General features: G+C 66.5%; 19 protein-coding genes. 14 read left to right on the top strand and 5 right to left on the bottom strand.

Going from position 1 to position 21,326, the window contains the following annotated elements; translation table 11 throughout:
• Positions 1–41 precede the first annotated feature (41 nt).
• The 3 genes from ACW17V_RS00390 to ACW17V_RS00380 all read right to left on the bottom strand — a co-directional run bounded on the left by ACW17V_RS00390 (position 42) and on the right by ACW17V_RS00380 (position 3,010).
• Complete coding sequence (locus ACW17V_RS00390; protein ID WP_492106935.1) at positions 42–929, bottom strand: SDR family NAD(P)-dependent oxidoreductase; 888 nt, start codon at positions 927–929, stop codon at positions 42–44.
• An 82-nt stretch (positions 930–1,011) separates the two neighbouring features.
• Positions 1,012–1,887 (bottom strand): WecB/TagA/CpsF family glycosyltransferase, encoded by an 876-nt coding sequence (locus tag ACW17V_RS00385; RefSeq protein WP_492106934.1) that lies wholly within the window; start codon positions 1,885–1,887, stop codon positions 1,012–1,014.
• A gap of 124 nt (positions 1,888–2,011) precedes the next feature.
• Positions 2,012–3,010, bottom strand: coding sequence for an NADPH:quinone oxidoreductase family protein (locus tag ACW17V_RS00380; protein WP_492106933.1), 999 nt, complete (start codon positions 3,008–3,010; stop codon positions 2,012–2,014).
• 69 nt (positions 3,011–3,079) lie between these two features.
• On the opposite strand from ACW17V_RS00380, the gene ACW17V_RS00375 reads away from it, so the two are divergent.
• The 5 genes from ACW17V_RS00375 to ACW17V_RS00355 all read left to right on the top strand — a co-directional run bounded on the left by ACW17V_RS00375 (position 3,080) and on the right by ACW17V_RS00355 (position 9,565).
• Entirely contained in the window at positions 3,080–3,955 is an 876-nt protein-coding gene (locus ACW17V_RS00375) for an isoaspartyl peptidase/L-asparaginase family protein (protein WP_492106932.1), read from the top strand.
• A 63-nt stretch (positions 3,956–4,018) separates the two neighbouring features.
• A complete protein-coding gene (gene pgm / locus ACW17V_RS00370; protein WP_492106931.1) occupies positions 4,019–5,659 on the top strand; it encodes a phosphoglucomutase (alpha-D-glucose-1,6-bisphosphate-dependent) in 1,641 nt (546 codons plus the stop codon).
• Between the two features lie 963 nt (positions 5,660–6,622).
• Positions 6,623–7,255, top strand: coding sequence for a DUF2971 domain-containing protein (locus ACW17V_RS00365; RefSeq protein WP_492106930.1), 633 nt, complete (start codon positions 6,623–6,625; stop codon positions 7,253–7,255).
• A 119-nt stretch (positions 7,256–7,374) separates the two neighbouring features.
• Positions 7,375–9,030, top strand: a complete 1,656-nt coding sequence (locus ACW17V_RS00360; protein ID WP_492108850.1) for a lysine--tRNA ligase — start codon at positions 7,375–7,377, stop codon at positions 9,028–9,030.
• Positions 9,031–9,355: 325 nt separating this feature from the next.
• Positions 9,356–9,565, top strand: coding sequence for a hypothetical protein (locus ACW17V_RS00355; RefSeq protein ID WP_419319524.1), 210 nt, complete (start codon positions 9,356–9,358; stop codon positions 9,563–9,565).
• A 21-nt stretch (positions 9,566–9,586) separates the two neighbouring features.
• Here ACW17V_RS00355 and ACW17V_RS00350 read toward each other — a convergent pair whose 3' ends face one another.
• Positions 9,587–10,228 carry a S24 family peptidase gene (locus ACW17V_RS00350; protein ID WP_492106929.1) on the bottom strand — a complete coding sequence of 214 codons (642 nt, stop codon included), beginning with the start codon at positions 10,226–10,228 and terminating at the stop codon, positions 9,587–9,589.
• A gap of 191 nt (positions 10,229–10,419) precedes the next feature.
• Between ACW17V_RS00350 and ACW17V_RS00345 the strand changes: the two genes are divergently transcribed.
• From ACW17V_RS00345 to ACW17V_RS00305, 9 genes are all read left to right on the top strand, one after another.
• Positions 10,420–10,899: a MerR family transcriptional regulator gene (locus tag ACW17V_RS00345; RefSeq protein ID WP_492108849.1), complete on the top strand. Its 480-nt coding sequence runs from the start codon at positions 10,420–10,422 to the stop codon at positions 10,897–10,899.
• Between the two features lie 44 nt (positions 10,900–10,943).
• Entirely contained in the window at positions 10,944–12,737 is a 1,794-nt protein-coding gene (locus tag ACW17V_RS00340) for an acyl-CoA dehydrogenase C-terminal domain-containing protein (RefSeq protein ID WP_492106928.1), read from the top strand.
• A 2-nt stretch (positions 12,738–12,739) separates the two neighbouring features.
• Positions 12,740–13,903: an acyl-CoA dehydrogenase family protein gene (locus ACW17V_RS00335; RefSeq protein WP_492106927.1), complete on the top strand. Its 1,164-nt coding sequence runs from the start codon at positions 12,740–12,742 to the stop codon at positions 13,901–13,903.
• Positions 13,900–14,280, top strand: a complete 381-nt coding sequence (locus ACW17V_RS00330; protein ID WP_492106926.1) for a hypothetical protein — start codon at positions 13,900–13,902, stop codon at positions 14,278–14,280. The genes ACW17V_RS00335 and ACW17V_RS00330 overlap by 4 nt, the downstream gene beginning before the upstream one ends.
• Positions 14,280–14,759: an OsmC family protein gene (locus ACW17V_RS00325; protein ID WP_492106925.1), complete on the top strand. Its 480-nt coding sequence runs from the start codon at positions 14,280–14,282 to the stop codon at positions 14,757–14,759. The genes ACW17V_RS00330 and ACW17V_RS00325 overlap by 1 nt, the downstream gene beginning before the upstream one ends.
• A gap of 26 nt (positions 14,760–14,785) precedes the next feature.
• Positions 14,786–15,991 carry an acetyl-CoA C-acetyltransferase gene (locus ACW17V_RS00320; protein WP_492106924.1) on the top strand — a complete coding sequence of 402 codons (1,206 nt, stop codon included), beginning with the start codon at positions 14,786–14,788 and terminating at the stop codon, positions 15,989–15,991.
• A gap of 12 nt (positions 15,992–16,003) precedes the next feature.
• Complete coding sequence (locus tag ACW17V_RS00315) at positions 16,004–18,202, top strand: 3-hydroxyacyl-CoA dehydrogenase NAD-binding domain-containing protein (protein WP_492106923.1); 2,199 nt, start codon at positions 16,004–16,006, stop codon at positions 18,200–18,202.
• Positions 18,203–18,345: 143 nt separating this feature from the next.
• Positions 18,346–18,993, top strand: coding sequence for a hypothetical protein (locus tag ACW17V_RS00310; RefSeq protein WP_492106922.1), 648 nt, complete (start codon positions 18,346–18,348; stop codon positions 18,991–18,993).
• A 39-nt stretch (positions 18,994–19,032) separates the two neighbouring features.
• Positions 19,033–19,233, top strand: a complete 201-nt coding sequence (locus ACW17V_RS00305) for a hypothetical protein (RefSeq protein ID WP_492106921.1) — start codon at positions 19,033–19,035, stop codon at positions 19,231–19,233.
• A 63-nt stretch (positions 19,234–19,296) separates the two neighbouring features.
• On the opposite strand, the gene ACW17V_RS00300 is transcribed toward ACW17V_RS00305, so the two are convergent.
• The gene (locus ACW17V_RS00300; RefSeq protein WP_492106920.1) at positions 19,297–21,321 is read right to left on the bottom strand and encodes a TonB-dependent receptor plug domain-containing protein; all 2,025 of its coding nucleotides are present in this window, start codon (positions 21,319–21,321) and stop codon (positions 19,297–19,299) included.
• Positions 21,322–21,326 lie beyond the last annotated feature (5 nt).

Here is a 21,326-nt window from a genome sequence, read left to right as displayed (position 1 = left end):
CCACAGCGCGCCGCGCAGGTTGGGCGTGAGAGCGCTGGCCGTCACCCGACCCCGCCGCCCGCCATTGCCGCCCGCATCTGCTCGGCCTGTTCCGGGGTGATGCCCATGGCCGACAGGATCGGCGAGGGCGCGTTCTTGTCCCAGCTGCTGCGGCCGCCCACCGTGATGCCGCCGTCGACCACGATGTGGGTGCCGGTCACGAACTCGGAATCGTCGCTGGCCAGATAGAGGGCGGCGCGGGCGATGTCCTCGGGCAGGCCGGCCTTGGGGATCGGCTGGATCTTGGGACCCACCTCGGCGATCTGGGCGGCCATCTGGTCGGCGACCTCGCGCGGCAGCCCCATCGAGGCCCCGAAGATCGAGGTGGCGATCAGGCCCGGGCAGATGGCGTTGACCCGGATCCGGTCCGGCGACAGCTCGGCCGCCGCGCAGCGGCTCATATGGATCACGGCGCACTTGGCGGTCGAATAGGCCAGCGGGCCGAAACCCGCCTGCAGCCCGGCGATCGAGGCGGTGTTGATGATCGAGCCGCCGCCGCGTTCCTGCATCAGCGGCGCGGCGTATTTCATGCCGAGAGCCGGGCCGCGCACCAGCAGGGCGAAGGTCCAGTCCCAGCCCTCGGCGGTCATGTCCGCCACGCCCGCCGGCGTGCCGCCGTGACCGGCGTTGTTGAACAGGATGTCGAGACCTCCGAAGGCGTCCTTGGCCATGTTTACCGCCCGGGCGATGTCGGCCTCGACGGTGACGTCGCAGCGGGCGAAGCGGACCTTGTCGGGGAAACGCTTCTCCAGCATCGCGCCCTTGTCGTCCTGCAGGTCGGCGGCGATGACGCTGGCGCCCTCGGCGACAAACAGCTCGACCGCGCCCAGGCCGATGCCCGAGCAAGCTCCAGTGATCACGGCGACCTTGCCGTTCAGACGTCCAGCCATGGCGTTGTTCCTTCGCGCTCCCGTCCCGACCTCTGATGGATCGGTGATCAGCGATCATACTCGCGGAGGACGGAAGGCTTGGCTAGCCTGGAAAGGCGTTCGCGCCGTCGATCTGGGCGGCGGGCCGGGTCAGGAAGGCCTGATGCAGGTCGCCCATGGCCGGGCCGATCAGGAACCAGGGCTCGACGCAGTAGCGCGAGAACAGGCGTTGCGGATCGGCCATCAGGCGAAACAGCCACTCGACGCCCATCCGGCCCATCCAGCGGGGCGCGGCCTTCTGGACGCCGGCCTCGTAGTCGAAGGCTCCGCCGACGGTGAAGTGGGCGCAGGGGCTGGTGATCGCCTTGTGGTTCTCGAGCACCCAGATCTCCTGGCGCGGCATGCCCATGCCGACCAGCAGGATATGGGGCTTGAAGGCGTTGATCCTCTCGACCACCGCCGCGTTTTCGTCCGAGCCGGGGCTGGCGTCGAAATAGCCGTGGTGCGTTTCGAGCTGGACGCCGGGCCAGTCGGCCAGGATCTTTTCGCTCGCCGCCTCGGCCACGCCCGGCGCGCCGCCGACGAAGAAGACCCGCCAGTTTTCCGCGCTGGCCTTGGCCCAGAAGAAGTCGCGCCAGTCCAGATAGGTGCAGCGGTGGAACTGCCGGCTGCTGCGCCCGATCACCCGGGCCCAGGCCAGCAACGGCGTCGAATCCACCTCGACCAGGTCGGCGGCGCTGAAGAAGGCCCGCACCTGGTCGCTCGTGCGGGCCAGGTACAGGCTGTGAAGATTGTGGTTGGCGATGATCGAGGACACGCCCCGCGCCAGCCGCGCGCCGACGAAGTGGAAGACTTCCTCGTGGCGCACCAGATCCATGGTCTCGCCCAGCAGCTTGACCCGCTCGTTGGCCCGCCGCTTGAGGCGGAACGGTCGAGCAGCCTCCTGCGAGGGCGAAACGGAACGGGCAGTCTGCGACATCGGCGGCTTTCGTGAGAACCGCATTCAGTCTTGGGGATGGCCCGTAAGCATCCCGATAAATTTCATCCTTAGCGGGCCTTAACCCTGACGGCGCAACGGGTCCGCCGTCAGGGTCCGGACAGTTCTAGTCGTTGGTCACGACCACCTTGCCCATGGCCTTGCGGCTGGCCAGATGGGCGATGGCGTCGCCGGCCTTGGCCAGCGGGAAGCGCTCGGAAACGTGCGGCTTGATCTTGCCCTCGGCGTAGAGCGCCATCAGCTCCCTGACGTTCTGGGCGTGGGCGGCCGGGTCGCGGGCCACCGAGGCGCCCCAGAACACGCCGACGATGTCGCAGGACTTCAGCAGGGTCAGGTTCAGCGGAATCTTGGGAATGCCCGACGGGAAGCCGATCACCAGGAAGCGACCGTTCCAGCCGGCGGCGCGGATGGTGGCTTCCGAATAGTCGCCGCCGACCGCGTCATAAGCCACGTCCCAGCCGTTGGGGCCGCAGGCCTCCTTGATCAGATTGGCCAGCGCCTTCTGGCCGTCCTTGTCGAACGGGCCGCGCGGATAGACCACGCCGCTGTCGGCGCCGTGGGCGATGGCCAGATCGACCTTTTCCTGGCTCGAAGCCGCCGCGATGACGCGCGCCCCGGCCGCCTTGCCCAGCTCGACGGCCGCCAGGCCGACGCCGCCGGCCGCGCCCAGCACCAGCAGGGTCTCGCCGGCCTTCAGGCTGCCGCGATCCTTCAGGGCGTAATAGGAGGTGCCGTAGGTGAGGATGAAGGCGGCGGCCTCATCGAAGGGCATGTTGTCGGGGATCTTGGTGCAGCGGGCCTCTTCCAGGGCCAGCTTCTCGGCCATGCCGCCCCAGCCGGTCGAGGCCAGCACGCGATCGCCGACCTTGAACTTGGTCACGCCCTCGCCGACGGCGGCGATCAGGCCCGAGACCTCGCCGCCCGGGGCGAAGGGGCGGGTGGGCTTGAACTGGTACTTGTCCTCGATGATCAGCACGTCGGGATAGTTGACGCCGCAGGCCTTCACATCGATCAGCACCTGACCGGGACCGGCCACGGGATCGGGCAGTTCCGACAATTCCAGGGTTTCGGGGCCGCCGACCACCGTGCTGAGAACCGCCTTCATCTGTCTTCTCCCGTCTTTATTCGTTAAGAGGCCGGACGCTAACGCAGGGCGCGCGGCCAAGGAAGCGGAATGTCAAACAAACGTTTTAGTCTCGCCCTGCACGGTGGCGCGGGCTCTGCCCCGGGCCATGACTACGGTCAGGAGATCGCCCACATGGCCGGCCTGGTCGAGGCGGCGCGCGACCGTCTGGCCGCCGGGGCCAGCGCCCTGGACGTCGCCGTCGAGACCGTCGTGGCCCTCGAAGCCAGCGGCCTCTACATCGCCGGCAAGGGCGCCTCGCCCAATGCGGCCGGGGCCTATGAGCTGGACGCCTGCCTGATGGACGGCGCCACCGGCCGCGCCGGCTCGATCGCCGCCCTGCAGGGTTTCGAGAGCCCGATCCTGGCGGCCCGGGCGGTGATGGAGAAGACGCCCCACGTCATGCTGGCCGGCGAAGGCGCCATGGCCTTCGCCCGGTCGCAGGGCCTGAAGGAGATCGTCGATCCGGACAGCTGGTTCACCCGGGCCGGCGCGTTCGAGAGCAATCATCCGCCGGACCACCCGACCGGCACGGTCGGCTGCGTGGTGCGCGACGACCAGGGCCGCCTCGCCGCCGCCACCTCTACGGCGGGCGTGTTCGGCAAGATGCCGGGGCGCATCGGCGACAGCCCGCTGATCGGGGCCGGGGCCTGGGCCGACGACACGGTCGCCGTCTCCTGCACCGGCCAGGGCGAATATTTCATCCGCACGGCCGTGGCGGTGCAGATCGCCCACCGCATGCGCTTTGGCGGCGAAAGCCTGGAGCGCGCGGCGGCGGCCGCCATCGCCGGGGTCGCCGCCCTGGGCGGCGACGGCGGACTGATCAGCATCGACCGGGACGGCAAGGTCGCCATGCCGTTCGCCTCGGACGGCGTAAAGCGCGCCGCCCTGATGCCGGATGGAACAATCTTCAGCGCCGCGTTCTGAAGACAGCCGTCCAGACTCCGCACCGAATTGAACGCCCCACCTTCGATCGATAGGCTTCCCGACATGCATGCACGCGCTGGCCAGCTGGCCCGACCCGAAGACCTGATCGATCTGGCCGCCCTGACCGGCGCCTATCTTGACCTCAAGCCCGACATGTCCAGTCCCGGTCAGCGGGTGGCGTTCGGCACGTCCGGACACCGGGGCTCCAGTCTCGACGGGGCCTTCAACGAGGCCCACATCCTGGCGATCACCCAGTCGATCGTCGAATACCGCGCCGCCCAGGGCATCACCGGCCCGATCTTTGTCGGCCGCGACACCCACGGCCTGTCCGAGCCCGCCTGGCGCAACGTGATCGAGGTGCTGGTCGCCAATGGCGTGGAGACGCTGATCGACGACCGCGACGGCTTCACCCCGACCCCGGCGGTGTCCCACGCCATCCTCGCCTTCAATCGCGGCAAGACCTCGGGCCTGGCCGACGGCATCCTGATCACCCCGTCGCACAACCCGCCCCGCGACGGCGGCATCAAATATAATCCCCCCTCGGGCGGACCGGCCGACGGCTCGGCCACCTCGGCGATCGCCAATCGCGCCAACCAGCTGATCGAAGGCGGTCTGGCCGACGTACGGCGCATGCCGTTCGAGCGGGCGATCGCCCAGGCGGGGCGCTTCGACTTCCTGGGCCGCTATGTCGACGATCTCCCGAGCGTGCTGGATCTCGACATCATCCGCAGCGCCGGCGTGAAGATCGGCGCCGATCCGCTGGGCGGGGCCAGCGTCGGCTATTGGGGTGAGATCGCCACGCGCCACCGCCTGGACCTGACCGTGGTCAACCCGACGGTCGATCCGCGCTGGGCCTTCATGCCGCTGGATACCGACGGCAAGATCCGCATGGACTGCTCGTCGCCTTCGGCCATGGCCAACCTGATCAAGGGCATGGCCGAAGGCGCGGGCTATGACGTCGCCACCGGCAATGACGCCGACGCCGACCGCCATGGCATTGTCACCCCCGACGGCGGGCTGATGAACCCCAACCATTTCCTGGCGGCCTCGATCGCCTATCTGTTCAGCCATCGCGAGGGCTGGGGGCCGGACGTGGCCGTCGGCAAGACCCTGGTGTCGTCCTCGATGATCGACCGCGTGGTGGCCGGGCTTGGTCGCACGCTGCTGGAGGTGCCTGTCGGCTTCAAGCACTTCGTGCCGGGCCTGCTGGACGGCAGCGTCGGGTTCGGCGGCGAGGAATCGGCCGGGGCCGCGTTCCTGCGTCGCGACGGAACCGTGTGGACCACCGACAAGGACGGCCTGCTGCTGGCCCTGCTGGCCGCCGAGATCCAGGGTCGCACCGGACGCAGCGCCAGCCAGCTGTATGACGACCTGGCCAACCGGTACGGCCGCCCGTCCTATGCCCGCATCGACGCTCCGGCCGACCGGGCGCAGAAGGCGCGGCTGGGCGCGCTGAGCCCGTCCGACGTAACGGCGACCAGCCTGGCGGGCGAGCCGATCACCGCCACCCTGACCAAGGCCCCCGGCAATGGCGAGGCGATCGGCGGGCTGAAGGTGGTCACCGCCAACGCCTGGTTCGCGGCGCGGCCGTCGGGCACCGAGGACGTCTACAAGATCTATGCGGAGTCGTTCCTCGGAGATGAGCATCTGAAGGCTGTGCAGGACGAGGCTCGCGAGGTGGTGGCGGGGGCGCTGAAGGGGTGATCGGCCTGCCCCCTCCTGACCGCTTCGCGGTCGTCCTCCCCCCGTAGGGGGAAGACGGCTGCGCAGCAGCCCGTAGGGGGCAAGTGTGGCGGACACGGGCTCACGACCTCGCGCGGAAACCGCCGAGTTGATGGAAAGGGTCGCGGAGCGTCCGGACCACGTCCGGATGAGATAGAAGAATACCGTTTCGACGAAGCCGTCCGCTCCGCGCGACCGTTATCCGTCAGCGTCCCAGCGGGTGGCCCAGTTGGGGCCTTACCGGAACTCGCCTGTCGGGTTTCCTCGGCAGAACGAAGGTCGGGGGGCGTGGGGCCAATCCTGACCAACACTCGCCTTGATCCCCATCCACGCCGACGGCGGGCGGGTCCTGCAACGCCAGGATCCCCGGACGCGCTTCAGTATCCCCCTGAAGCCCAGTCCCGCTCGATCACCCCCCGCCGCCGCAATGGTCGCTGGCCTTGCGCCCTTTCCTCGCGACGAGGTGAGATGATTATGCGGGAGGTTTCGGCGCGTCTGATTGGCGCGATCGATTATTTTGTAGTGCGTTGATTGGGCTGGGGTTTGTTTCGGAAACTACGGGGATACAGCGCCCTCTATCCCCGTGCTCGCCGCCAAGTCCTCCCCCTGAAGGGGGCGGCGGCCGGAGGCCGGTGGGGGAAGACCGCATTGAGTCAGCAGCACTACCCCCTCCGTCGGCTTCGCCGACCCCTCCCCCTTCAGGGGGAGGACTTAATGCGAGCGCCCATCAGCCTTTTCCGAAAAGCCGCCCACGCCCCGCCCTGAATCCTTGGAGGCGAGCTTGCTCTGAGGTCAGGCCGTGTCAATGACCGGCCAGAGGCCGGCCGCGCGCGGCGGCGCGGCGCGCCGTCATTGACACGGCCTGGCCTCAGAGCTCCAATTCCACCAAGGGTTTCAGGGCGCGCCAGCATCCGCTGCGGCGGATGGCCAATAGGAGCGCACTGAGTGACTGACTTTCTAAGGCGCTATACGGACGTTCTTTCCTTGCTGGATATCGTCCGTAACAATCGCATTACGCTACTATCGCCCGCGCGCTGGTACGACCAAAACGACACGTTCGGTTTAAACGAGTACAGCAAACGAAAGGGTGACGGATCGGCCTATGCCCTGTGCATGACTGAAGCATCAGAAACGGGGCATCACTGGCAGATTTTTGCTGGGCATAGTCACGGCCTTTGTATTCATTTTGATCGATCTGAGTTTTTAGAGTTTCTCGATGATGCAAAAGGCCCAGTCATTCATGGCCCGGTGAAATACAGTAACCTCGACCAAATTCGGGCGATGAAGCCCATACCGACCGAAACACTTCCCTTTCTAAAAAGGGATACTTTTAAGTCGGAAAGCGAGTACCGTGTAATTGCATGGGAAGAAAATATATTTGCGGATTATATATACACAATTCCAATGCACGCCGGTCTGATAAAGAAGGTGACATTTGGCGCCTCAATGCCTGAGAATCTCGCCTTCACACTAAAGGATATTGTTGAGTCACATGAAGGATGTGAGAATATAAAATTCTCCAGATCCAAACTGGGCCACAACAAAGTCTGGCACGAGGCGATCATCGAGGAAACTTGAGAGGTTAGCTCAAGGGCATAATGACCTCGCCACCTCCGAATGACCCCTATCGAGGTGAGCCTAGCAAGGTGCCCACCCAAAACCTAGCCACCACCGCCGCTTCCCCCTATACCGCCCGCATGTTTGAAGGCCTCTCCCCCCTCGCCCGCGACGCACGCGCCTGGCCGTTCGAGCAGGCGCGCGCCCTGCTGGCCCGCACGCTGCGTCTGCGCCTGTCCGACGCCGAGCGCGATCTCGCCTCGACCCTGATCAACGCCGGCAAGACCGACGAAGCGGTCGCCACGCTGGAGGCCCTGCGCAAACCGGTGGTGCTGGAGACCGGCTATGGTCCGTCGGGCCTGCCGCACATGGGCACCTTTGGCGAGGTGGCGCGCACGACCATGGTCCGCGCGGCGTTCCGCGCCCTGACCGACGACAAGATCCCCACGCGCCTGATCTCGTTCAGCGACGACATGGACGGCCTGCGCAAGATCCCGCCGAACGTGCCCAATGGCGAGGTGATGATCCCCGACCTCGACAAGCCGCTGACCGTGGTCCGTGACCCCTATGGCGAGCACGAGAGCTTCGGCCATCACAACAACGCCCGCCTGCGCGCGTTCCTGGACGGCTTCGGCTTCGACTATGAGTTCGTGTCGTCGACCGACTGCTATCGCGGCGGCCGCTTCGACGAGACCCTGCTGATCGCCCTGGAGCGCTTCGACGCCATCCAGAAGATCATGCTGCCCTCACTGGGCGAGGAGCGCCGCGCCACCTATTCGCCGTTCCTGCCGATCAGCCCCAAGACCGGCAAGGTGCTGCAGGTCCCGACCCTGGAGCGCAATGTCGCCAAGGGCACGATCGTGTTCCGCGACGAGGACGGCGAGCTGACCGAGGTTCCGGTGACCGGCGGCGGCGTCAAGATGCAGTGGCGCCCCGACTGGGCCATGCGCTGGACGGCCCTGGGCGTCGATTATGAGATGAGTGGCAAGGACCTGATCGACAGCGTCCGTTTGTCGAACCAGGTCTGCAAGGTGCTGGGCGGCTCGCCACCGGAAGGGTTCCACTACGAACTCTTCATGGACGAGAACAACCTGAAGATCTCCAAGACCAAGGGCAACGGCCTGACCATGGACGAGTGGCTGCGCTATGGCGCGCCCGAGAGCCTGGCCTACTACATGTTCCAGAGCCCCAAGTCGGCCAAGAAGCTCTATTTCGATGTCATCCCCAAGGCGACCGACGAATATCTCCAGCAGCTGGACGCCTACGCCAAGCAGGAGCCGGGCAAGCAGATCGACAACCCGGCCTGGCACGTTCATTCGGGCAAGCCGCCCGAGCAGGGCTCGCCGGTGTCGTTCAGCCTGATGCTGAATCTCGTCTCGGCCGCCGACGCCTCGACCAAGGACATCCTGTGGGGCTTCCTGGGCCGTTACGTGGATGGCGCGACGCCGCAGACCCAGCCGCTGCTGGACCGCCTGGCCGGCTATGCGATCAATTACTACGAGGACTTCGTGAAGCCCTCGAAGACCTTCCGCGCCCCGACGGATGTGGAGCGCGCGGCGATCGTCGATCTGCGCGGGCGCCTCGCGGCCCTGCCCGCCGATTGCCAGGACGCCGAGCTGATCCAGAACGAGGTGTTCGCGGTCGGCAAGGACCACGCGTTCGATCCGCTGCGGGCGTGGTTCCAGGCTCTGTACGAAGTGCTGCTGGGGCAAAGCCAGGGCCCGCGCTTCGGCTCGTTCGCGGCGATCTTCGGTCTGGACCGGACCATCGCGCTGATCGACGAGAAGCTGGGGTAGAGTCTCTCGACACGGTTCTTTTTTCGTCATCCCGGGACTTGTTCCCGGGACCCAGGGTTCAGCTTCAGCGTGAGAACGCTTTTTGGCTCTGCCTGCGCGGCCGACAAATGGGTCCCGGGAACAAGTCCCGGGATGACGACGGTCTAGAGTTCGCGGCGGCAGCCCCCACCACGCGCATCCAAAGCCCCGCTTCTCCCGCCTCCGGTGAGTCACCGCGCCTGCGACACCATGTCCGCTAAGATGAACAAGGCCTGAATTCCCGGTTAAGGGAATGTCCGCAATTGTGGGCGTAAGGTTCGAGGATCAGAACCCCAAGGTTAGTCCAATGGCTTCGTTCACCCTTCGCCCGTCAGACCGTTCGGAATTCGATTCTCTGCTCGGAGATCTGACCTCCAAGTTCCCCGGCGCCCATGTGGAAGCCGCGCACAACGACATCTGGGGCTCGTATCGGGTCGACGTGTCCTGCGACGCGCCCTGGGAGGGCGATCTGCTGGCCTATATCAACGGCCAGCACGGCAACTGCCCGCGCACCTAGGCTTTACTGGCTGGCCCCCAATTACTGGCTGGCCCAAAGGATCCGCGCGATCCAGGCCACATCGCCACGCTCCAGCACGCGGTCGCCATAGTCCCGGTTCAGCGAGGTCAGCTCGATCGTCCGGGCGGTGACGCGCGCCAGTTCCTTGGCCATCACTTCTCCCGCATTGGTCTTGACCACCACCCGGTCGCCCCGACGCGGCTCGATCGAGGGCGAGACCAGGATGCGGTCGCCGTCGCGGAACACCGGGACCATCGAGTCCCCGGAAATCTCCAGCGCATAGACGCCGTCTTCCTGCAGGCCGGGAAAGGCGATCTCGTCCCAGCCCTCGCCGGCGGGAAAGCCCGCATCATCGAAGAAGCCGTCCGAGCCCGCCTGGGCGAAGCCCAGCAGCGGCACGCCGCGCGCCGGCGGGCGCTTGGCGTTTTCGGTCAGGGCGGCGAACTCGGAAAAGCCCACGCCGGTGGCCTCCAGCACCTTGGCCAGGCTCTCGGTCGAGGGCCAGCGCGGACGCGCCTCGGCGTCGGATGAGGTGCGCTTGGAGCGGTTGAAACTGGTGGGGTCCAGCCCCGCCATCTTGGCCATGGCCGAGGGGCTCATGTCGAAACGCTTTGCGAGCGCGTCGATCGCGGTCCAGATTTCGGTATGCGAAAGCGCCGTCATGTCGCGGGATCCAGCGTGGCCGTGGCGGCAAGAAAATAAGCCGCAAGGCTAGGAAAGTAAACCTATCGACATCGCGTCAAGTTGACGTTTACGTAAACGTTGACGTCAACGGAAACCCGGAATAGGGTGATCAACGATAACAAAGCGGCCCCGCCGCGTAGCTGGGCCTTTCCTCTTGGGAGGTTTCTATGTTGGCCGACCTGCGTCGCCCCGAGCGGACGTTCACGATCCGCAATCTCTGCAACGAATTCAAAGCCACGCCGCGCGCGCTGCGCTTCTATGAGGACAAGGGCCTGCTGTCGCCGGCCCGCGAAGGCCTCAACCGCGTCTATTCCCACAAGGACCGCGTCCGCCTGCAGCTGATCCTGCGCGGCAAGCGCGTGGGCCTGTCGCTGTCGGAAATCCGCGAACTGCTGGACCTGTATGACGAGAACGACGACGGCGCGGCCCAGATGGCCCGGTCGCTGAAGAAGTTCCGCGAGCGCGCCACCGCGCTGGAGCAGCAGCGCGAAGACATCGACGGCGCCCTGATCGAGCTCCACCAGGCCTGCGCCCGTCTCGAACGGCGCCTGGCCGAGATCCGCCCCGACCTGCTGCCCCGCGCCGCCGACTATGACCAGGTGCTGCGCGCCCGGCTGGACGGTCACGCGGACGCCGCACTGGGCAAGTAAGACACCCTCTCCTCTTTCTACCCCTCCATCTTCCAGGACTTTTCATGACCTACCAGGCGCCCGTTCGCGATCACGTCTTCATCCTGCGCGACATGCTGAACATCGATCAGCATGGCCAGCTGCCGGCCTTCGCAGACGCCTCGTTCGACACCGTTGAACAGATCCTGGAAGCCGCCGCCCAGTTCACCGGCGAGGTCCTGGCCCCGCTGAACACCGTCGGCGACAAGACCGGCTGCGTCCTGAACAAGGACACCAACGAGGTCACCACCCCGCCGGGCTTCAAGGAAGCCTACAAGCAGCTGTGCGAAGGCGGCTGGACCGGCCTGGGCTCCGACCCCGCCTATGGCGGTCAGGGCCTGCCGCACGTCGTGAACCTGGCGTTCAGCGAGATGTCGAGCTCGGCCAACATGGCGTTCTCGATGTATCCGGGCCTGGCCCACGGCGCCTATTCGGCCATCCACACCGGCGGCACAGACGCGCAGAAGGAACTCTACCTGCCCAAGATGGTGACCGGCGAATGGACCGGCACCATGAACCTGACCGAGCCGCACTGCGGCACCGATCTGGGACTGCTGCGCACCAAGGCGGTTCCCCAGGCTGACGGCACCTATCGCATCACCGGCCAGAAGATCTGGATCAGCGCCGGCGAGCACGACATGGCCGACAACATCGTCCACCTGGTGCTGGCCCGCATCGAAGGCGCCCCGGCCGGCGTCAAGGGCATCTCGCTCTTCATCGTGCCCAAGTTCCTGCCCAAGGAAGACGGCTCGGTGGGCGAGCGCAATGTCGGCGCCAAGTGCGTGGGCCTTGAAGAGAAGATGGGCATCCACGGCAACGCCACCTGCGTGATGCAGTATGAAGACGCCAAAGGCTGGCTGATCGGCGGCGAGAACGCCGGCCTGAAGATCATGTTCGTGATGATGAACGAGGCCCGCCTGGGCGTCGGCATGCAGGGCGTGGCCCAGGGCGAGGCCGCCTATCAGGCCGCCGTCGCCTTCGCCCGGGACCGTCTGCAGGGCCGCTCGCTGACCGGCCCGAAGAACGCCGACGGCCCGGCCGATCCGATCATCGTCCACCCCGACGTGCGTCGCATGCTGCTGGAGAGCAAGGCCCTGATCGAAGGCGGTCGCGCCTTCCTGTTCTGGACCGCCCTGCACGGCGACCTGGCCCACGCCCACCCCGACGAGAAGGTGCGCGAAAAGGCCGAGGACTATATGGGCCTGATGACGCCGGTGCTGAAAGGCTACCTGACCGACAAGGGCTTCAAGATCTGTTCCGACGCGGTGCAGGTGCATGGCGGCAGCGGCTTTACCGAGCACTTCCCGGTCAGCCAGTTCATGCGCGATTGCCGCATCGCCCTGATCTATGAGGGCACCAACGGCATCCAGGCCCTGGACCTGGTCGGCCGCAAGCTGGCCTCCAAGGGCGGCCGCGCGGTGATGACCTTCTTCCAGGAAATCGACCAGTTCATCGGCGAGAACGACAGCGACGAAGGCCTCAAGCCGTTCATCACGGCCCTGGCCGAGGTGAAGGCCCAGCTGCAGGACGGCACGATGTGGCTGATGCAGAACGGCCTGCAGAACCCCGATAACGCCGGCGCGGCCTCGACCGACTACATGCACCTCTTCGGCCTGACCGGCCTGGCCTACATGTGGGCCCTGCAGGTCAAGGCGGCCCAGGCCAAGATCGCGGCCGGCTCGTCCGACCCGTTCTATTCGACCAAGGTCGTCACGGCGCAATATTTCATCGAGCGCATCTTGCCTGACGCAGGGGCGCATCTGACCAAACTCAAGACGGGTTCGGCGACCCTGATGGCGCTGCCCGCGGAGGCTTTCTGATCATGAGCGTGCTCGACGTCGCAAAACCGGCTTTCATGGCCGAGGAAGACATCGCGATCTTTGAAGACGCGGTGGGCAAGTTCTTCGACGAGCACGCGCCTGAAGCGACGGTCGCCCAGTGGCGCAAGAACCACTGCGTCGACCGTTCGATGTGGACCAAGGCGGGAGAGGCCGGCTTGCTGGGCCTCTCCACGCCGGAAGAATATGGCGGGGCCGGCGGCGACTATCGCCACGAGGTCGTGCTGATGGAACAGCTGGGCCTGAAGGGCGTGGATGGCTTCGGCATCAGCCTGCACAACGCGATCATCATGCCCTACTTCGTCCATTACGGGACCGAGGAGCAGAAGCGCCGCTGGCTGCCGAAGCTGGCGACCGGCGAACTGGTCGGCGCCATCGCCATGACCGAGCCCGGCGCCGGGTCTGACCTTCAAGGGGTGAAGACCACCGCCAAGAAGGTCGGCAACCAGTATGTCATCAACGGCTCCAAGACCTTCATCACCAATGGCCAGACCGCCAATCTGATCATCGTGGTCGCCAAGACCGACGTAGACGCCGGCGCGCGCGGCACGTCGCTGATCATCGTTGAGACCGACGGGGCCGAAGGCTTCGAGCGCGGCCGCAATCTCGACAAGCTGGGCCAGGAAGCCCAGGACACGTCGGAGCTGTTCTTCAACGACGTCAAGGTTCCGACCGAGAACCTGCTGGGCACGGATGAAGGTCGCGGCTTCTTCCAGCTGATGGGCCAGCTGCCACAGGAGCGGCTGAACATCGCCGTCCAGGGCATGGCCACGATCGAGCGGGCGCTGGAGCTGACCATCGCCTACGTCAAGGAGCGCAAGGCGTTCGGCAAGGCGATCATCGACTTCCAGAACACCCAGTTCGTGCTGGCCGAGTGCAAGACCGAAGCGACCGTGGCCCGGGTCTTCACCAACCACTGCATCGAGCAGCATCTGGCCGGCAAGCTGGACGCCTCGACCGCCTCGATGGCCAAGTACTGGGTCAGCGACCTGGAGAACAAGATCGTCGACCGCTGCCTGCAGCTGTTCGGCGGCTATGGCTTCATGAACGAGTATCCGATCGCCCGGATGTACCGCGACAGCCGCGTCCAGCGGATCTATGGCGGCACCAACGAGGTGATGAAGATCCTGATCGCGAGGACGCTGTGATCCTGACGCTCGCCCTGATGGCCCAGGCCGCCACGGCGGCCCCCAAGCCCGCCGCGCAGGACGCGCGCGCCGCCGTGGTCTGCGTTCGCGCGGCCCCCGGCGGTCGGCGGCCCCTGAGCTTCAACGGGACCCTGGTGGGCAAGCGTCCGCAGCCGGGAGCCTTCAAGCTGCCGCTGACGCCAGGCAGCGACGTCTGCAACAATCTGCTGCGCTCCAAGATCGCGACCTGGTCGCTGGAGGTCACCACCTCGGGCTTCACGCCCTGCGTCCTGCCCGCGCCGGAGTTCGGACAGCGGGTGACCTACAGCGCCAAGGCCGGCGCCCGCGGCCTGCAATGCGCCCAGATCGCCAAGAGCCCCATCGGGACCTGGAAGTAATGTCGGTCCACACCGCCACCATCAGCTGGACCCTGAAGCCCGACGAGGATTTCGCCCGGGGCCGCTACAGCCGTGTCCACACGCTGTCCTTCGACGGCGGTGTGACCACGACCGGCTCGGCCTCGCCCTCGGTGGTGCCCCTGCCCTGGTCGGACCCCGCCGGCGTCGATCCGGAAGAAATGTTCGTGGCGGCCCTGTCGTCTTGCCACATGCTGACCTTCCTGGACCTGGCCCGCCGGGCCGGCTTCGTGATCAGCGCCTATGCCGATACAGCCGAAGGCGTGTTGAGCAAGAACGACCATGGCGCGCACTGGATCAGCAGCGTCACCCTGCGGCCAGACATCACCTTTGACGGCGCCGCGCCGGACGAGGTGACCCTGACCGCCCTGCACGAGGCCGCTCACCACACCTGTTTCATCGCCAATTCGGTCCGCACGGATGTGCGGATCGAGCCCGCGTTCCACCCACACCCCGCTTAAAAAGATACGCAGGAAGGAGCCATCAAATGGCCGACGCTTATATCTTCGACGCCGTGCGCACCCCGCGCGGCAAGGGCAAGAAGGACGGATCTCTGCATGAGATCACCTCGCTGTCCCTGGCCAGCCAGGTCCTGGAAGCTCTCCGCGACCGCAACAACCTCGACACCTCCTATGTCGACGACGTCGTGCTCGGCTGCGTCGCCCCCGTGGGCGAGCAAGGTTCGGACATCGCCCGCACCGCCGTGCTGACCGCCGACTACGCCGAGAGCGTGGCCGGCGTGCAGATCAACCGCTTCTGCGCCTCGGGCCTGGAAGCCGTGAACATGGCGGCCGCCAAGGTCGCGTCCGGCGAGGCCCAGCTGGCCATCGGCGGCGGCGTCGAGAGCATGAGCCGCGTGCCCATGGGCAGCGACGGCGGCGCCTGGCCGACCGACCCCTCGTCGGCCTTCAAGACCTATTTCGCCCCTCAGGGCGTCTCGGCCGACCTGATCGCCTCGCTGTACGGCTTCAGCCGCGATGACGTCGACGCCTACGCCGTCGAGAGCCAGCGCCGCGCCGCCGCCTCGTGGGCCGACGGCCGCTTCAAGAAGTCGGTGATCGGCGTGAAGGACCAGCTGGGCCTGACGATCCTGGATCACGACGAGACCGTTCGCGGCTCCACCACCATGCAGACCCTGGCCTCGCTGAACCCGTCGTTCACGGGCATGGGCGAGATGGCGTTCGACGCCGTGGTCACCCAGCGCTATCCGCAGGTGGAAAAGATCAATCACGTCCACCATGCCGGCAACAGCTCGGGCATCGTCGACGGCGCCGCCGGCGTGCTGATCGGCAGCAAGGAAATGGGCGAGGCCCTGGGCCTGAAGCCCCGCGGCCGCATCAAGGGCGCCGCCTCGATCGGCAGCGAGCCCTCGATCATGCTGACCGGCCCGTCGCTGGTCACCGAGAAGCTGCTCAAGCGCCTGGGCATGGGCGTGAAGGACATCGACCTCTATGAGCTGAACGAGGCCTTCGCCGCCGTCGTCCTGCGCATGATGCAGGCGCTGGACATCCCGCACGACAAGATGAACGTCAACGGCGGCGCCATCGCCATGGGTCACCCCCTGGGCGCCACCGGCGCGATGCTGATCAGCACCATGCTCGACGAACTGGAGCGCTCCGACAAGGAGACCGCCCTGATCACCCTGTGCGTCGGCGCCGGCATGGGCACCGCCACCGTCATCGAACGCGTCTAAGGAGCTAACACCATGGAAAACTTCAAGATCGAGGTCGATTCCGACGGCGTGGCCCTGGTCACCTTCGACGTGCCCGGCCGGACGATGAACACCCTGACCGCTTCGGTGATCAAGGAAATCGGCGACGTCGTCGAGACCATCAAGAGCGACGCCAACATCAAGGGCGCCGTCATCACCTCGGGCAAGACGACCGGCTTCTGCGCCGGCGCTGACCTGGGCGAACTGGGCGGCTCCGGCGGCCTGGGCGGCGGGGCTGGCGGCGAAGAGGGCCTGAAGGCCGCCTTCGAGGCGGGCTTTGCGCTCAACAAGGCGTTCCGCGCCCTGGAAACCTGCGGCAAGCCGGTGGCCGCGGCCATCAATGGCCTGGCCATGGGCGGCGGTCTGGAAATCACCCTGGCCTGCCACTATCGCGTCGTGGCCGATAACCCCAAGATCCAGCTGGCCCTGCCGGAAGCCAAGGTCGGCCTGCTGCCGGGCGCCGGCGGCACCCAGCGTCTGCCGCGCCTGATGGGCGTGATGAACGCCGCGCCCTACCTGCTGGAAGGCAAGTCGATGAAGCCGGCCGAGGCGCTCGCCGCCAAGGTCGTGCATGAAGTCGTGCCCGCCGATCAGGTGGTCGAGGCCGCCAAGACCTGGGTCAAGACCAAGGGCGATCCCGTCGCGCCGTGGGACAAGAAGGACTTCAAGCTGCCCGGCGGCGGCCCCTACAGCCCGGGCGGCAGCCAGGTGTTCGTGATGGGCAACGCCATGCTGCGCAAGAGCACCTATGGCAACTATCCCGCCCAGCTGAACATCATGAAGGCGGTCTATGAGGGCACCCAGGTGCCGTTCGACGCCGCCCTGCGGATCGAGACCCGCTACTTCCTGAAGACCATGATGACGCCCCAGGCCAAGGGCATGATCCGCACCCTGTTCCTCTCCCTCCAGGAGCTGGGCAAGGGTTCGGGCCGTCCCGCCGGCGTCCCGCACTATGACGTCAAGAAGGTCGCCGTTCTGGGCGCCGGCATGATGGGCGCGGGCATTGCCTACGTCCAGGCCATGGCCGGCATCGAAAGCGTGCTGATCGACCAGACGCAGGAAGCCGCCGACAAGGGCAAGGGCTACGCCGAAGCCCTGGTCAAGAAGGCCGTCTCGCGCGGCAAGATGACCGCCGAAAAGGGCGAGAAGGTCCTGGCCCTGATCACCCCGACCACGGACTACGCCCTGGTCAAGGGTTCGGACCTGGTGGTCGAAGCGGTGTTCGAGAACCGCGAAGTGAAGGCCGACGTCACCAAGAAGGCCGAGGCCCAGCTGGCCGACACCGCCATCTTCGGCTCCAACACCTCGACCCTGCCGATCACCGGCCTGGCCAAGGCTTCGGTGCGCCCGGCCTCGTTCATCGGCATCCACTTCTTCTCGCCGGTCGACAAGATGGGCCTGGTCGAGATCATCATGGGCGAACAGACCAGCCAGGAAGCCCTGGCCAAGTCGATCGACTACGTCCTGAAGATCAAGAAGACCCCGATCGTCGTCAACGATAGCCGTGGTTTCTATACGTCGCGCTGCTTCGGCACCTTCGTGCAGGAAGGCCTGGAGATGATGGCCGAGGGCATCGCCCCCGCGATCATCGACAATGTCGGCCGCGCCACCGGCATGCCGCGTGGCCCGCTGGAGATGAACGACGACGTCGCTCTGGACCTCTCCTACAAGATCGGCGAGCAGACCAAGAAGGACCTCGGCGACAAGTACGAAGAGCGTCCGTTCTCGCCGGTCATCGAGAAGATGGTCGTCGAGCTGGGCCGTTTCGGTCGCAAGAACGGCAAGGGCTTCTATGACTATCCGGAAGGCGGCCAGAAGAAGCTGTGGCCGGGTCTGGCCGAGCTGATGCCGGTGACGACCACGGACGCCGACAAGGCCCTGATCGAGGAGGTCCGCACGCGGCTGCTCTATCGTCAGGCTGTGGAAGCCGCCCGCTGCTTCGAGGAAGGCGTCATCGTCGATCCGCGCGAAGCCGATGTCGGCGCGATCCTGGGCTGGGGCTTCGCGCCCTGGACCGGCGGTCCGATCAGCCTGATCGACGGCGTGGGCGTGAAGGCCTTCGTCGAGACCTGCGACCAGCTGGCCCAGAAGTTCGGCGCCCGCTTCGCGCCGCCCAAGCTGCTGCGCGAAATGGCCGAGAAGGGCGAAACCTTCTACAGCCGCTTCGGCGTCAAGACGAAGGCGGCGGCGTAAAGCTTCCTCCATCGCTAGACAGGACAGGGCCCGGCGGCGACGCCGGGCCCTTTTCATTTCAGCGCCGCGATGTAGCGGCCATGCTTGCGCCGCACCCCGTCCCTACCGGTAACGCTCGTTTTGGACGGGCGAGACAGACACCGATGCCGGCGGCCCTCGCCCTGATCGCCGACAGACGCGCGCCGCGCCGACGGGGCCGCGCCACGCCGTGGATCGTGCTGGCCTCGACGGTCGCGCATCTGCTGGTGCTGGGCGGCCTGATCTCCGGCGTCCGCGTCATGCCGCAGCGGGTCGAGCCGCCGGCCCTCAGCGTGGAACTTCTGCGGCCTGTCAGACCTGACCCGCCGGCGACGTCGCCCGTCCGGTCCGCGCCCGCGACGCCGGCAGCCCAGGCCGTTGCGGCCCCCGTCGCGCCAGTCGCGCCCGAGGTCGCGAAACCGGCCTCCCCGCCCGCGCCGCCGACCTCGGCCATCGCCCCGCCCGGCTTCAGGGCCCAGGGCCTGACCGGCGGCGGCCAGGCCCTGCGCGAGGCGGCCCGCGCCGGCGTCGGTTGCCGAAACGCCGATGTCCTGGCCCTGACCAGGGCCGAGCGCGCCGTCTGCGACGAGACCCTGGGCGAGAAGAACAAGAACCGCCCGGCGATGTACGCGGTGATCGATCCCGCCAAGAAGGCGGCCTTCGATGGCGACTGCAAAAAGGACGATGACTGGTGTCTCTATCGCACCGGCAAGGGTCCCTATCCGGGGATCCTGGCCCTGGGCCGGAAGAAGAAGATCAAGGGCTGGGACTGAGCCATGGCGCTCGCCGCGCCGGAGGACTAGGCTGGCCGCATGCGCAACACCCTCACCGGCGACGACCGTGTCCTTCTCGACCGCTATATCGAGAGCGTCCTGCTGCGATTTGGCGACAACCGCTACAATCTGGGCGAAGCGACCCAGGAACTGGCGCAGGCCTTCGTCCGGGTCGCGGCGGGCGAGCCGGACTGGCTGGCCCACATGCGCGGCGTGGTCGAGGCCGGCGACGACGCCTGAGCCGCAACGAAAAAGGGCCCCGCCTTGCGGCGGGGCCCTTCGCTCTCCAGCGCTAGTTCAGGCTTACCAGCTCTTGGCGACGCCCAGCATCACGCGACGCTCGGCTTCCAGGCCGCTGCGACCCTTGGCCTGCGACTGGCGTTCGGTCAGCAGGTTCTGGCCGTTCAGAGACACTTCGGCGCCCGGCGCGAACACATAGGCGACCCGACCGGCGACCGTGGTGTAGCCCTTGACCGGCTCCAGCAGGTTGCCGTTGTAGGAGCTGAACTTGCTCACGAAGTGAGCGTAGCCGTCCAGGCTCCACTTGTCGTTCGACCAGCCCGCGGCGAGGTTGCTGCGGTATTTGGGCGAGGTGGCCTCGAAGTTCACCTTGCGCAGCACGATCGAGGACAGCGTGGTGAACGGCGCGTCGTTGACGTTGGTGTAGGTGGTGTCGGCGCTCCAGCGGAAGCCGCCGTCCAGCTTGCCCGAAGCCGACAGCTCAACGCCGCTCATCTTGGAGTCGGAGACGTTCTTGTAGGTAAAGGTGGCCCAGGTCGTCGCGGTGGGCGCGATGTCGAGCGCCGAGGCGCTGAACTGGCCCTTCACGCTTTCGGTCTTCTGCGTGAACAGCTTGATGCTGGCCTTGGCGTTGAGCGACGGCAGGGCGCGGTCATAGGTCAGCTGATAGTTGCTGACCAGGGCCGGTTCCAGCAGCGGGTTGCCGGTGATCAGGCCGCCGGTCGGCGCCGGCGTGGCCGGCGGGATCAGCAGGCCGCCCAGTTCCAGAAGGGTCGGAGCCTGAACGCCGCGGGCATAGGTGAGGCGCAGGGTGTCCTTGTCCGAGACCTTGTAGACCCCGCCCAGATTGACGCTGGTCTCGGTGATGTCGCGATCCCAGAGCGCGTTGTTCGTCTGGGAGGCGCCGGCAGGGAAGGGACCCGTCCGCTTCAGGCTCAGCTTGTCGACCCGCGCGGCCGCGGTCAGCGACAGCTTGGGGTTGACGACCCAGTTCCACATGGCCGAGGGGGCCAGCACGGTGTAGCTGATCTTGGCGCCCTGGTACGAGGCGGTGTCCAGCTGGTTGTCGCGATATTCCACGCCCACGCGGATGGTGTGCGCCGCGCCGATCTTGAACAGGTCTTCAAGGCTGTAGACCGTGATGTTGTTCAGGTAGCGACGGCCGGGGGTCAGGGCGTCCAGATTGTTGCGATAGGCCTGGGCCTGCAGGAGACCGAAACCGGTTTCCGCGTTCAGGGTGGCCTTCATCGAGTCGGTTTTGACGCGATGCGAGGCGTAGGCGAAGGTCGAGATGACCTGGGTCGCCGCGCTGTTGGACATCGAGCCTTCGACGCGCAGGGTCGCCTTGTCCGTCAGCTGGGCCACGGCGTCGATATTGGCGCGGGCCGTCGAAGGGTTGTGGATCTGCGAGGCCAGAACGACGCCGGTGCCCGAGGTCGTGTTCTTCCATTCGTCGGCGTGATCGACGCCGCCCGAGATGCGGAAGGACAGACGCTCGCCCAGGCGAACGGTCTTCACGGCCGAGACGCTGGTGCTTTCGCCCGTGCCCGCCCGCAGTTCGATGACATTGGTGTCGTCAAACTTGGGGTTGAAGGTGATGATGTTGACGACGCCCGACACGGCGTTGAAGCCGAAGATGGCGCTGTTGGGACCGCGCACGACTTCGATCTGGCGGATTTCGCTCAGGGCGATCGGCAGCGAGGCCCAGTCGGTGTAGCCGAAGTGGTCCAGATAGACCTGGCGGCCGTTGATCAGCACCAGCAGGCGCGGCGAGCGGGCCTGATTGTAGCCACGGATACCGACGTCGGACTGACCGGCGGCGAAGTTCAGGACATCCACGCCCGCGACGCGGCTGAGGATGGTCGGCAGGTCGCCAGCGCCCGAGCGCTTGATGTCGGCGGCCGAGATGATGGTCATGTCGACCGGGGCCTCGGTGGCGCGCTGGGGCGAACCGGTGGCGCTGGTGGTGACGGGTTCGTTGAACAGCTGCTCCATGGCGCCGTAGTCGATCGACTGGGCGGAAGCGGCGGTGGCCGAAGCCAGGATGATCAGGCCGACCGAAGCGCCGGCGAAGAGAGTCGTTTTCATGGTTT

It is taken from the genome of Caulobacter sp. FV2ye17ST, assembly GCF_058680955.1.
Note: the sequence above shows the minus strand (reverse complement) of the source record. Positions and strands in the feature narration are given on the sequence as shown.

Coding starts and splice junctions, on each gene's coding strand:
- ACW17V_RS00390 (WP_492106935.1), bottom strand. CDS start 929: ATGGCTGGACGTCTGAACGGCAAGGTCGCCGTGATCACTGGAGCTTGC.
- ACW17V_RS00385 (WP_492106934.1), bottom strand. CDS start 1,887: ATGTCGCAGACTGCCCGTTCCGTTTCGCCCTCGCAGGAGGCTGCTCGA.
- ACW17V_RS00380 (WP_492106933.1), bottom strand. CDS start 3,010: ATGAAGGCGGTTCTCAGCACGGTGGTCGGCGGCCCCGAAACCCTGGAA.
- ACW17V_RS00375 (WP_492106932.1), top strand. CDS start 3,080: ATGTCAAACAAACGTTTTAGTCTCGCCCTGCACGGTGGCGCGGGCTCT.
- pgm (WP_492106931.1), top strand. CDS start 4,019: ATGCATGCACGCGCTGGCCAGCTGGCCCGACCCGAAGACCTGATCGAT.
- ACW17V_RS00360 (WP_492108850.1), top strand. CDS start 7,375: ATGTTTGAAGGCCTCTCCCCCCTCGCCCGCGACGCACGCGCCTGGCCG.
- ACW17V_RS00355 (WP_419319524.1), top strand. CDS start 9,356: ATGGCTTCGTTCACCCTTCGCCCGTCAGACCGTTCGGAATTCGATTCT.
- ACW17V_RS00350 (WP_492106929.1), bottom strand. CDS start 10,228: ATGACGGCGCTTTCGCATACCGAAATCTGGACCGCGATCGACGCGCTC.
- ACW17V_RS00340 (WP_492106928.1), top strand. CDS start 10,944: ATGACCTACCAGGCGCCCGTTCGCGATCACGTCTTCATCCTGCGCGAC.
- ACW17V_RS00335 (WP_492106927.1), top strand. CDS start 12,740: ATGAGCGTGCTCGACGTCGCAAAACCGGCTTTCATGGCCGAGGAAGAC.
- ACW17V_RS00325 (WP_492106925.1), top strand. CDS start 14,280: ATGTCGGTCCACACCGCCACCATCAGCTGGACCCTGAAGCCCGACGAG.
- ACW17V_RS00320 (WP_492106924.1), top strand. CDS start 14,786: ATGGCCGACGCTTATATCTTCGACGCCGTGCGCACCCCGCGCGGCAAG.
- ACW17V_RS00315 (WP_492106923.1), top strand. CDS start 16,004: ATGGAAAACTTCAAGATCGAGGTCGATTCCGACGGCGTGGCCCTGGTC.
- ACW17V_RS00310 (WP_492106922.1), top strand. CDS start 18,346: ATGCCGGCGGCCCTCGCCCTGATCGCCGACAGACGCGCGCCGCGCCGA.
- ACW17V_RS00305 (WP_492106921.1), top strand. CDS start 19,033: ATGCGCAACACCCTCACCGGCGACGACCGTGTCCTTCTCGACCGCTAT.
- ACW17V_RS00300 (WP_492106920.1), bottom strand. CDS start 21,321: ATGAAAACGACTCTCTTCGCCGGCGCTTCGGTCGGCCTGATCATCCTG.